The organism is Polaromonas sp. P1_G2, assembly GCF_056405515.1.
Window position 1 is genome coordinate 1 of the sequence record NZ_JBFUBY010000142.1, and the last position, 10,541, is coordinate 10,541.

11 protein-coding genes are annotated in these 10,541 nt (G+C 63.8%); all 11 read left to right on the forward strand.

What is annotated here, in order from left to right; translation table 11 throughout:
* The coding region (locus AC1D0P_RS15165) for a phosphatidate cytidylyltransferase (protein ID WP_477677506.1) at positions 1–107 on the forward strand (107 nt) is incomplete at its 5' end.
* Between the two features lie 7 nt (positions 108–114).
* Positions 115–1,302, forward strand: a complete 1,188-nt coding sequence (gene ispC, locus AC1D0P_RS15170) for a 1-deoxy-D-xylulose-5-phosphate reductoisomerase (protein ID WP_477677500.1) — start codon at positions 115–117, stop codon at positions 1,300–1,302.
* Between the two features lies 1 nt (position 1,303).
* Complete coding sequence (gene rseP / locus AC1D0P_RS15175; RefSeq protein ID WP_477677501.1) at positions 1,304–2,653, forward strand: RIP metalloprotease RseP; 1,350 nt, start codon at positions 1,304–1,306, stop codon at positions 2,651–2,653.
* 13 nt (positions 2,654–2,666) lie between these two features.
* On the forward strand, positions 2,667–4,964 hold the full coding sequence (bamA, locus tag AC1D0P_RS15180; RefSeq protein WP_477677502.1) for an outer membrane protein assembly factor BamA: 2,298 nt from the start codon (positions 2,667–2,669) through the stop codon (positions 4,962–4,964).
* Entirely contained in the window at positions 4,964–5,470 is a 507-nt protein-coding gene (locus AC1D0P_RS15185; protein ID WP_477652181.1) for an OmpH/Skp family outer membrane protein, read from the forward strand. Before bamA ends, AC1D0P_RS15185 begins: the two co-directional genes overlap by 1 nt.
* 49 nt (positions 5,471–5,519) lie before the next feature.
* Positions 5,520–6,581, forward strand: coding sequence for a UDP-3-O-(3-hydroxymyristoyl)glucosamine N-acyltransferase (gene lpxD / locus AC1D0P_RS15190; protein ID WP_477677503.1), 1,062 nt, complete (start codon positions 5,520–5,522; stop codon positions 6,579–6,581).
* Complete coding sequence (gene fabZ, locus AC1D0P_RS15195; protein ID WP_122956731.1) at positions 6,578–7,018, forward strand: 3-hydroxyacyl-ACP dehydratase FabZ; 441 nt, start codon at positions 6,578–6,580, stop codon at positions 7,016–7,018. Before lpxD ends, fabZ begins: the two co-directional genes overlap by 4 nt.
* Positions 7,019–7,049: 31 nt before the next feature.
* Positions 7,050–7,862: an acyl-ACP--UDP-N-acetylglucosamine O-acyltransferase gene (lpxA, locus tag AC1D0P_RS15200; protein ID WP_477677504.1), complete on the forward strand. Its 813-nt coding sequence runs from the start codon at positions 7,050–7,052 to the stop codon at positions 7,860–7,862.
* 94 nt (positions 7,863–7,956) lie between these two features.
* Positions 7,957–9,087 carry a lipid-A-disaccharide synthase gene (lpxB, locus tag AC1D0P_RS15205; protein WP_477677507.1) on the forward strand — a complete coding sequence of 377 codons (1,131 nt, stop codon included), beginning with the start codon at positions 7,957–7,959 and terminating at the stop codon, positions 9,085–9,087.
* Positions 9,059–9,676 carry a ribonuclease HII gene (gene rnhB / locus AC1D0P_RS15210; RefSeq protein WP_436154247.1) on the forward strand — a complete coding sequence of 206 codons (618 nt, stop codon included), beginning with the start codon at positions 9,059–9,061 and terminating at the stop codon, positions 9,674–9,676. Before lpxB ends, rnhB begins: the two co-directional genes overlap by 29 nt.
* Positions 9,673–10,479, forward strand: a complete 807-nt coding sequence (locus tag AC1D0P_RS15215) for a TrmH family RNA methyltransferase (protein ID WP_477677505.1) — start codon at positions 9,673–9,675, stop codon at positions 10,477–10,479. Before rnhB ends, AC1D0P_RS15215 begins: the two co-directional genes overlap by 4 nt.
* Positions 10,480–10,541 lie beyond the last annotated feature (62 nt).

The following is a 10,541-nucleotide window of genomic DNA, read 5'->3' on the forward strand; positions in this document are numbered from 1 at the left end:
GTGTCAAGGACTCCAGCGGCCTGTTGCCCGGCCACGGCGGTGTGCTGGACCGTGTCGATGCGCTGCTGCCCACGCTGCCCCTGGCGATGATGCTGGTCTCCCTCTAGGCCCATCATGCCCTTCAGCAAGCAGCGCATCACCGTTCTGGGCTCCACGGGGTCCATAGGCGTCAACACGCTGGACGTGAYTGCGCGCCATCCCGGCCGTTTTGACGTGTTCGCGCTCAGCGCGGCAACCCAGACCGACCTGATGCTGGCGCAATGCGTCCAGTTCAAGCCGCGCTACGCCGTGATGGCGAGCGAGCCGCATGCCCGCCTGCTGGCGGACAAGGTCAAGGCCCACCAGCTCCCTGTGCAGGTGCTGTGGGCGCCCGATGCGCTCGAAATGATCGCCTCGCACGAGTCGGTGGACACCGTCATGGCGGCCATTGTGGGCGCGGCCGGCCTTGCGCCCTGCATGGCGGCGGCCCGCGCGGGCAAGCGCCTGCTGCTGGCCAACAAGGAAGCGCTGGTGGTGGGCGGTGAGGTCTTCATGCAGGCGGTACGCACCGGCGGTGCCAAGCTGCTGCCTATAGACAGCGAACACTCAGCCATCTTCCAGTCCCTGCCCGAGGACGCCGCGACCTGGGGCGACCGGGTCGAAAAAATCATCCTGACCGCGTCCGGCGGGCCCTTTCGCACCCGGGACGCCGCCAGCCTGCGCCACGTCACGCCCGACGAAGCCTGCGCCCACCCGAACTGGGTGATGGGCCGGAAAATCTCGGTCGACTCGGCCACCATGATGAACAAGGCCCTGGAGGTCATCGAGGCCAAATACCTGTTCGGCCTGACGCCGGAACAGATCGAGGTGGTGATCCACCCCCAGAGCATCATCCATTCCATGGTGCAGTACCGCGACACCTCGGTGGTGGCGCAGCTCGGAACGCCCGACATGCGCGTTCCCATCGCCTACGGCCTGGCCTGGCCCGACCGGGTGGTGTCGGGAGCCAAGGCCCTGGATTTCAGGTCGCTGGCCACCATGACCTTTGAAGTCCCGGACGATGAACGCTTTCCCGGCTTGCCGCTGGCCTGGGAGGTGCTCAACGGGCCCGTCGGCAGCACCGCCGTGCTCAATGCCGCCAAYGAGGTGGCAGTTGCCGCCTTTCTTGAAAAACGCATCCGTTTTGACCATATTCACCATGTAAATCACGCAACTTTGGAGGCGCTGGCGCCCTCAGAGGTAAGTGATGTTGAAGGCCTGCTCGGTCTGGATGGGCAGGCCCGCCGCGTCGCCCTTCAAATCGCCGGACAACTGGAGCTTTGACATGTTGACCTTGATTTCCTTCATCGTGACGCTGGGCATCCTGATTGCCGTGCACGAGTACGGCCACTACCGCGTGGCCGTGGCTTGTGGCATCAAGGTCCTGAAGTTCTCCATCGGTTTCGGCAAGCCGATCTACAGCTGGAAACTCAAAAACAAGGCCACGGAGTTTTCCATCGGCATGCTGCCCCTGGGCGGCTACGTGAAGATGCTGGACGAGCGCGAGGCGCCTGTCGACCCGGCCGAACGCCACCTGGCCTTCAATACCCAGCCGCTCAAGTCCCGGGCTGCCGTGGTCGCGGCCGGCCCGGCGGCCAACCTGCTGCTGGCCGTGCTGCTGTACGCCATCCTCAACTGGAGCGGCCTGCAGGAGCCCAAGGCCGTCCTGGCCACCCCAGTGGCCGGCTCGCTCGCGGAAAAAGCAGGGCTGCGCGGCCAGGAGTTGGTGGCGCAGGCGGCCTTGGACGGCGATGAACCCCAGGAGATCCGCTCCTTTGAGGATCTGCGCTGGCGCCTGACTCAAGGCGCCCTGGACGGCCGTGACCTCACGCTGGTGATGGGCGGCGATGGCGCAAGCGCGGGCCGGACGGTGCGGCTGCCGCTCAGCACGCTGGGTGCTCCCGAAGCCGACGCCCAGCTGTTCCGCAGGATCGGCATCCTGGGACCGTGGACTCGGCCCGAGATTGGGGACGTCATGGCCGGCGGCGCGGCCGAAAAATCCGGCCTGCGTTCCGGCGACGTGGTGCTGCGCGTCGGTGACACCGCCGTCATGGATGGGCCGCATTTGCGCGAACTCATACGCACCTCGGCCGCTGTGCCCCAAAGCTGGCAGATCATGCGGGCCGACCAGCCCCTGTCACTGCAGGTCACCCCTGAACTCAAGCCTGTCAACGGGACCATGGTGCCCCGGATTGACGCCTATGTGGGCGCGCCCGCGGAGCTCGTGACGGTGCGCTACGGCTTTGTCGATGGTTTGTGGCAAGGCGCCGTGCGCACCTGGCAGGTGTCCACCCTCACGCTGCGCTTGATGGGGAAAATGCTGACCGGCCAGGCTTCCCTCAAAAATCTCAGCGGGCCGCTCACGATCGCCGACTACGCGGGCAAATCGGCCAGCCTCGGATTGAGCTATTACCTGACCTTCCTGGCCCTGGTCAGCGTGAGCCTGGGCGTCCTGAATTTACTCCCGCTGCCGGTTCTGGATGGGGGGCACCTGATGTATTATCTTTGGGAGGGGATCACTGGCCGAGGCGTGTCTGACGCCTGGATGGACCGGTTGCAGCGCGGTGGCGTTGCGATCCTGCTGGGCATGATGTGCGTTGCCCTGTTTAACGATGTCACCCGGCTCTTGGGCTAATTCCATACATTTCATGCAAAAACAAGTAAATCGCTTCAAAGTTCGCGCAGTCTGCGCCATCGCCGCCGGTCTTTTTGCAGCCAGCACCGCCTGGGCGGTGGACCCTTTCACGGTGCGCGACATTCGGGTTGAAGGTTTGCAGCGCGTGGAGCCCGGGACCATTTTCGCGTCGCTTCCCTTTCGTGTCGGCGAGACCTACAACGACGACAAGGGTTCGACCGCCATCCGCGCACTGTTCGGCCTGGGGCTGTTCAAGGACGTGAGGCTGGAGGTCAGCGGTGACGTGCTGGTGGTGATCGTTGAAGAACGCCCCACCGTGGCCGACGTGGACTTCGTCGGTACCAAGGAATTCGACAAGGAAGTGCTGAAGAAGGCCCTGCGTGAAGCCGGCATCGCCGACGGCCAGCCTTTTGACAAGGCGCTTGCCGACAAGGCCGAGCAGGAGCTCAAGCGCCAATACATCAACAAAAGCCTGTACGGCGTCGAGGTCATCACCACCGTCACGCCGATTGAACGCAACCGCGTCAACCTGACGTTCAGCGTCGTCGAGGGCGACGTGGCCAAGATCAAGGAAATTCACGTCACGGGCAACAAGGCGTTCAGCGAATCCACGCTGCTGGGCCTGTTCGACCTGGACACGGGGGGCTGGCTCAGCTGGTACACCAARTCCGACCGCTACTCGCGCACCAAGCTCAATGCCGACATCGAAACGCTGCGCTCCTACTACCTGTCGCGCGGCTACCTGGAGTTCAAGGTCGAGTCGACCCAGGTCGCGATTTCCCCGGACAAGCAAAGCATCGCCATCACCGTCAATGTGAGCGAAGGTGAGCGCTTTGTGGTGTCGGGCGTCAAGCTGGAAGGTAACTACCTCAACAAGGAAGAAGAGTTCAAGACCCTGGTGAAGATTGAACCCGGCGAGCCCTACAACGCCGACCAGGTGGCTGAAACCACCAAGGCCTTCACCGACTACTTCGGCACTTTCGGATTCGCATTTGCGCGCGTCGAGGCAGTGCCCGAGATCGACCGCAGCAATAACCGCGTGGCCTTTGTGATCCAGGCGGATCCTTCCCGCCGTGCCTATGTGCGGCGTGTGAACGTTGCCGGCAACAACCGCACGCGCGACGAGGTCGTGCGCCGCGAGTTCCGCCAGTTCGAGTCGTCCTGGTATGACGGTGACAAGATTCGCCTTTCGCGCGACCGTGTGGACCGCCTGGGATACTTCAACGAAGTGAACATCGACACCCAAGAGGTGCCCGGCACCAGCGACCAGGTCGATGTGACCATGACCGTGGTGGAAAAGCCCACCGGCAATCTGCAGCTCGGTGCCGGTTACTCCAGCGCGGACAGCGTGTCCCTGCTGTTCGGCATCAAGCAGGAAAACGTGTTCGGCTCGGGCAACTACCTGGGGATTGAGCTCAACACCAGCAAGTCCAATCGCCAATTGGTGCTGAGCACCATCGATCCTTATTTCACGGCTGATGGTATTTCGCGCACGATCGACGTTTACGACCGCACCTCCAAACCGCTTTCCGGACAGGGCGGTGATTACAGCCTGAAAACCCGCGGCGCGARCATCCGTTTCGGGGTGCCGTTCACCGAGAACGACACCGTCTATTTCGGCAGCGGCTACGAGCAGCTGACCATTGTCCCCGGCACCAACCTGCCGGCCAGCTACCAGACCTATGCCAATCAGTTTGGTTACAAAAGTGACTCCATCCCCCTGACGGTGGGATGGTCGCGCGACAGCCGGGATAGCTCCCTGGTTCCCACCACCGGTCGTTATCAGCGCGTGTACGGCGACTGGGGTGTCGCGGGCGACATCAAGTTCGTGCGCGCCAATTACCAGATCCAGCAGTACATTCCGCTGAACAAGCAGTTCACCGTCGCGCTGAACGGCGAATTTGGCTGGGGCAAGGGCCTGAACGGCCAGCCGTATCCGCTGTTCAAGAATTACTATTCGGGCGGCCTGGGATCGGTACGTGGCTTCGAGCAGGGCTCATTGGGCCCGCGCGATGCCTCCGACCTGGCCATTGGCGGACCGAAAAAACTGACCCTGAATGCCGAAGTGATCGCGCCGTTCCCCGGCGCGGGTAATGACAGGACCCTGCGTTTGTACGGTTTTGTCGATGCCGGCAATGTGTTCGGGGAAAAAGAACAATACAAGCTGAATGACCTGCGTATCTCCACCGGTATCGGCATCAGCTGGATTTCCCCGTTGGGGCCTTTGCGCATCGCCATCGCGACGCCGCTGCGTAAAAAGCCAGGCGATAGAATAGAGCGGTTGCAATTCCAAATTGGTACATCTTTCTAATGAAGCATCTTTCAAACAAAATTTTCCTCGGCCTTGTTGTCGCGTTGGCGGGTTTCTCGGCAAGYGCACAGGAGTTCAAGGTTGGTGTCGTCAATCTGGACCGGATTTTCCGCGAAGCCAATTCCGCCAAAGCCGCCCAGACCAAGCTCGAGCAGGAATTCAGCAAGCGTGAGAAAGAGCTGAACGACCTCGCAACGCAGCTCAAGACGCTGTCCGACAAGTTCGAGCGCGAGGCTCCCACTTTGGCCGAAAGCCAGCGCAACACGCGGCAAAAACAACTGGTGGACCAGGACCGGGATTTCCAGCGCAAGCGCCGCGAATTCCAGGAAGACCTCAATACCCGCAAGAACGAAGAGCTCCAGCAAGTGATTGAGCGCGCCAACAAGGTCGTGAAAACCCTGGCTGAAACCGAAAAATATGACCTGATCCTTCAGGAGTCGGTGTACGTCAACCCGAAACACGACATCACCGACAAAGTGATCAAGGCGCTGAACGCCGCCCGTTGATCGCGGGGGTGTTCACCACGATCACCATCGCCAAAACGGCAGGCGCAGTGTGACACTCCGTCTTGCCGATATCGCCCAGTTCCTCGCCGGTGTCAATGCCGAATTGATCGGCGATCCCGGCCTGCAGATTGAGCGGCTCTCCACCCTGGAGGCCGCCGGCCCCCACGACCTGAGCTTCCTCAGCCATCCCAAATACCTGGCCCAGCTGGCGCGGTCGGCCGCGGCCTGTGTCATCGTGGCGCCCGCCGCGCGGCAAGCCGCCCTCAGCCGGGGCGCCTGCATCGTGGTGGACGACCCCTACCACGCCTTCGCGCTGGTGACCCAGCTCTGGAAGCAGCGGCATGCCCCCCCGTCCGTGCCGCAGATCCACCCCAGTGCCTTTATCGATCCTACGGCCACGTTGGCGCGTGGGGTATCGGTGGGGGCCTTCGCCTGCATAGGGGAGGGCGCCGTCGTCGGTGTGGGTGCGCGCATTGCCGAGCATTGCGTCGTTGGGCGGCATGCTCAGGTCGGGGCGGATACCCGCCTGTCGGCGCGCGTCACCGTGGCGGACGGCTGCCGTATCGGAGCGCGCTGCATTGTGCATCCGGGGGCGGTGATAGGCGCCGACGGCTTCGGCTTCGCGTTGCACCAGGGCCAGTGGGTCAAGATCGAGCAACTGGGCGGTGTGCTGATCGGCGACGACGTGGAGATAGGCGCCAATACCTGCATAGACCGCGGCGCCTTGCAGGACACGGTGCTCGAAGACGGTGTCAAACTCGACAACCTGGTCCAGATCGGCCACAACGTGCGGGTGGGCAAGCACACCGCCATGGCCGGTTGCGCCGGCGTCGCGGGCAGCGCCACCATAGGCGCCCACTGCACTGTGGGCGGCGGCGCCATCGTGCTGGGCCACCTGAGCCTGGCCGACCACGTGCATGTCTCCGCGGCATCCGTCGTGACAYGGTCCATCCTCAAGCCCGGAAATTACACCGGGCTCTTCCCCATCGACGACAATGCCGTCTGGGAAAAAAATGCCGCCACGCTCAAACAGCTCCACACGCTGCGCGAGCGCCTGCGGCTGGCTGAAAAAGCCATTCTGAACTCAGGACACATTGAAGAAAAATCATGATGGATATCCACCAAATTCTCAAGCAGCTTCCGCATCGCTATCCCATCCTGCTGGTGGACCGCGTACTCGAAATCGAAAAAGGCAAAAGCATCAAGGCGCTCAAGAACGTCACGATCAACGAGCCTTTCTTCATGGGGCACTTCCCTCACCACCCAGTCATGCCCGGCGTGCTGATGCTTGAAGCCATGGCGCAGGCCGCCGCCTTGCTGGCCTTTGAGACATTGGGCGTGACGCCCGACGACAAGACGGTTTATTACTTCGCCGGCATAGACGGGGCGCGCTTCAAGCGCCCGGTCGAGCCCGGCGACCAGCTGATCATGGATGTCACGCTGGACCGCATGAAGGCCGGCATTTTCAAATTCAAGGGCGTGACCCGTGTCGGCGACACCATTGCCTGCGAGGCCGAACTGATGTGCACCATGCGCACCATAGCGTGACCCGGGCCGCAACCATCCAGGCGAGCGCGACATGACAGCATCCCCTAACGCGCCGGGCGTCCATGCCACGGCCCTTGTGGACCCGCAAGCCCAACTCCACGAATCGGTGAGCGTCGGGCCCTACACCGTCATCGGCCCCCACGTGAAAGTCGGCGCGGGCACGACCATAGGCGCGCACTGCGTGATCGAAGGCCACACCACCATAGGCCGCGACAACCGGATCTTCCAGTTCAATTCGCTGGGTGCCATCCCGCAGGACAAAAAGTACGCGGGTGAGCCTTGCGAGCTGGTCATCGGCGACCGCAACACCATTCGCGAGTTCTGCACCTTCAACATCGGCTCGCCCGGCGACACGGGCGTGACGCGCGTGGGCGACGACAACTGGCTCATGGCCTATGTGCACCTGGCGCATGACTGCGTCGTGGGCAACAACACGATTTTTGCCAACAACACCCAGCTGGGCGGGCATGTGCACGTGGGCGACTGGGTGATCCTGGGCGGTTTTACCGTCGCGCACCAGTTCGTGAAAATCGGCGCCCACAGCTTTACCGCCATGTGCTCGCTGCTGTTCGCCGATTTGCCGCCTTTTGTCATGGCACAGGGCCAGCCGGCCGAGGCGCGGTCCATGAACTTCGAAGGGCTGCGGCGTCGGGGTTTTTCACCCGATCGTATTTCCGCCATCAAGGCCATGCACAAGGCGCTGTACCGCGACGACCTCACGCTCGACCAGGCCCGCGCGCGCATTGCCGAACTGACCGCGAAACACCCGGAATCGGCGCCCGACGTGGAGATGATGCTCTCCTTCCTGGCGCAAACCTCGCCGCAACGCGGCATCGTCCGGTAAGGCCATGTCTCTCGAGACCAGCCCTCTGCCAGCCCGTGGAGAGGCTGGCGGCCTCGCCGCAACACTGCCGGCCGGCCGCGCACCCAAGGTGGCCATGGTCGCGGGGGAAACCTCCGGCGACCTGCTGGCGGGTTTGCTGCTCGACGGCCTCAAGGCCCGCTGGCCGGCTTTGGCCTCCAGCGGCATAGGCGGCCCGCAGATGGCCAAACGCGGTTTTGAGCCCTGGTGGCCCAGCGAGAAGCTCGCCGTGCGCGGCTACGTTGAGGTGCTGCGCCACTACCGCGAGATCGTCGGCATCCGCGAACAACTCAAACAACGCCTGCTGGCGCAGCGCCCCGATGTTTTCGTCGGCGTGGATGCGCCCGACTTCAACCTGGACCTCGAGGCCGCCTTGAAAGGGCAGGGCATCAAGACCGTGCACTTTGTCAGTCCGTCGATCTGGGCCTGGCGCGCCGACCGCGTTGAAAAAATACGGCGCAGCGTGGACCACGTGCTGTGCATTTTTCCGTTCGAGCCGGCCTTGCTGGCCGCCCACGGCATTGCCGCGACCTATGTCGGGCATCCGCTGGCCAGTGTCATTCCGCTGCAGCCCGACCGCGCCGCCGCACGGCGCGCGCTGGGGCTGCGGGACGACAGCACCGTGGTCGCTATCCTGCCGGGCAGCCGGAAGTCGGAAATCCAATACCTGGCGCAGCGGTTTTTCGCTGCTGCGGCCCTGATCCGTAGGTCGCAGCCCGCAATCCAGTTCGTCGTGCCCGCCATCCCGGCCCTGAAAGCCACGATCGAACACATCGCCGACGAAACTGGCATGCGGGCCCATCTGCAAATCCTTGAGGGCCAGTCGCACGCCGCCCTGGCCGCGTGTGRTGTCACCCTGATCGCCAGCGGTACCGCCACCCTGGAAGCCGCGCTGTACAAGCGGCCCATGGTGATCGCCTACAACATGAACTGGCTGTCCTGGCAGATCATGCGGCGCAAAAAGCTGCAGCCCTGGGTGGGCCTGCCCAACATCCTGTGCCGCGACTTTGTCGTGCCCGAGCTGCTGCAGGACCAGGCCACGCCCGAGGCGCTGGCCGGGGCGGTCCTGCAATGGGTGGAGGCAAAATCCTCGGCACCTGACAAAATAGCGGCTGTGGAACAACGATTCGCCGCGCTGCATACCGAACTGCGGCGGGATACTTCAACATTAGCGACCGATGCGATCCAGCAAATTCTTGAAAGCTGAGCAAACCGCGCTGTCCTGGGACATTCCCGGGCTGGTGGCCGGCGTTGACGAGGCAGGGCGCGGCCCCTTGATGGGCCCGGTGGTGGCCGCCGCCGTCATCCTTGACGAATTGAACCCGATCCAAGGACTGGCCGACTCCAAGAAGCTCACGGCCCTGCGCCGCGAAAAGCTCTACGACGAAATCCGTGCCAAGGCCCTGTGCTGCTCGATYGCGCAGGCCAGTGTCGAAGAGATTGACAGCCTCAACATCCTGCAGGCCACCATGCTGGCCATGAAGCGCGCGGTGGAGGGCCTGCGTCTCAAGCCCAACAAGGTGCTGGTCGACGGCAACCGCCTGCCCACGCTGGTGATCCTTTCGGAAGCCATTGTGGGCGGCGACGCACTGGTGCCCGCCATCTCGGCGGCCTCCATCCTGGCCAAGGTGCACCGCGACCGATGGTGCGCCGAGTTCCACCTGGAATATCCCCAATACGGCTTTGCCGACCACAAAGGCTACGGCACGGCCGAGCACCTGGCCGCGCTGCGCGAGCACGGCGCCTGCCCGCAGCACCGCAGGTCCTTCGCGCCGGTGGCCGAGGTCCTCCGGTGAGCCAGGGTTCTTCTTCCTCTTCCGGGCCTGCCGCCGAAGTCACCCACGTCACCTCACGCGACAACCCGCTGATCAAGGATTTGCGCAGGCTGTCCCAGGACAGCACGGCCTACCGCAAGCAGGGCCGCGTCTGGCTGGAAGGCGATCACCTGTGCCGCGCGGCGCTGGCGCGGGGACTCAAACCTGCCCTGGCTGTTTTTTCGGAATCCTATTGGCCGGTCGCCCCCGCGGAATGGACGCGTGCTGCGCCCAAAAGCATCGTCATCCCCGACGCCTTGCTGCCCGAGATCAGCGGCCTGGAGTCGCCCGCGCGCATGGGCTTTGTGCTCGATTTGCCGGCCGCCACCGGCCTGCAGCCTGCTGCGGCCTCGGTGATCCTGGACAGGGTGCAGGACGCCGGCAACGTCGGCTCCATCCTGCGCAGCGCCGCGGCCTTTGGTTTCGGCCAGGTCATCGCCCTCAAAGGCACGGCGGCGCTCTGGTCGCCCAAGGTCTTGCGCGCCGGCATGGGCGCCCACTTTGCCCTGCAACTGGTGGAAGGCCTGGAGTCCGAGGCGCTGGCCGCGTTGACGGTCCCCATCGTCGTCACCAGCTCGCACCACGGCGACTTTTTGCACCAGCAAAAGCTGCCCATGCCCTGCGCCTGGGCCATGGGTCACGAAGGGCAGGGCGTAGGCGACGACCTGATGGCCAGGGCAGCCCTCAAAGTCCGCATAGACCAGCCCGGCGGCGAGGAGTCGCTCAACGTCGCCGCCGCCGCCGCGATTTGCCTCTATGCCAGCTCGTTGGTGAAGAGCTCTTAATTCCAGCCGGGGCCGCGGAACTGGCTTTGCCAGGCCGCAGGCGCAGCGGCCCCCTCGGGGGG